At 72.5% G+C, this 556-nt stretch carries 1 protein-coding gene; it reads right to left on the bottom strand.

The window, feature by feature from the left end; all coding sequences use genetic code 11:
* Positions 1-17: 17 nt before the first annotated feature.
* Positions 18-556, bottom strand: a 539-nt coding sequence (locus ACI79S_RS20785; protein ID WP_456595336.1) for a transposase, incomplete at its 5' end; no start/stop codon positions are given.

The raw sequence follows: 556 nt of genomic DNA, 5'->3' as shown, positions 1-556 counted from the left end.
GACTGAGTAGCCCTGTGTCAAGCCGCTGCCGCGGCGCCCTGAGTGAGGTATCGGTTGTGGGCGCCGTGGCGGGCTGGGTCGTATGCGCTGTGTTCTTGCCAGCAGCGCCAGATGACGCCGGTCCAGGCCCGGGCCAGGACGCGAACGGCGTGCGGGTGGCGCATGCCGCGAGCCCGGGCTCGGCGGTAGATGTCGGCGGCCCAGGGGTTGGCGTGGCGGGAGTCGTCGGCGAAGTCGGTGAGCGCCCGGCGGAGTTTGGCGTCGGCGGCGTAGCGGAAGCCCACGGCGCGGTGTTTGCCTGATTCGAAAGTGACCGGACAGGCGCCGGCTGCCGCGGCGAGTGAATCGGCGGTTGGGTAGCGGCCGCGGGCATCGCCGATCTCGGCCAGCAGCGCAGCGGCTCGGATCTGGCCGGCGCGCGGCAGGCTGGTGAAGATCGGCGCGTCCGGGTGCAGGGCCAGGGCCTCCTTGATCCGGCGGGTCAACTCAGCGGACTGGTCCTCGATCGCGTCGATCGCGGCCAGCAGCGCCAGGGTGATGTGCCGGCGGGCGTCGG

This window comes from Blastococcus sp. SYSU DS1024 (assembly GCF_054050795.1).
This window is presented reverse-complemented; position numbering and strand designations above follow the sequence as displayed.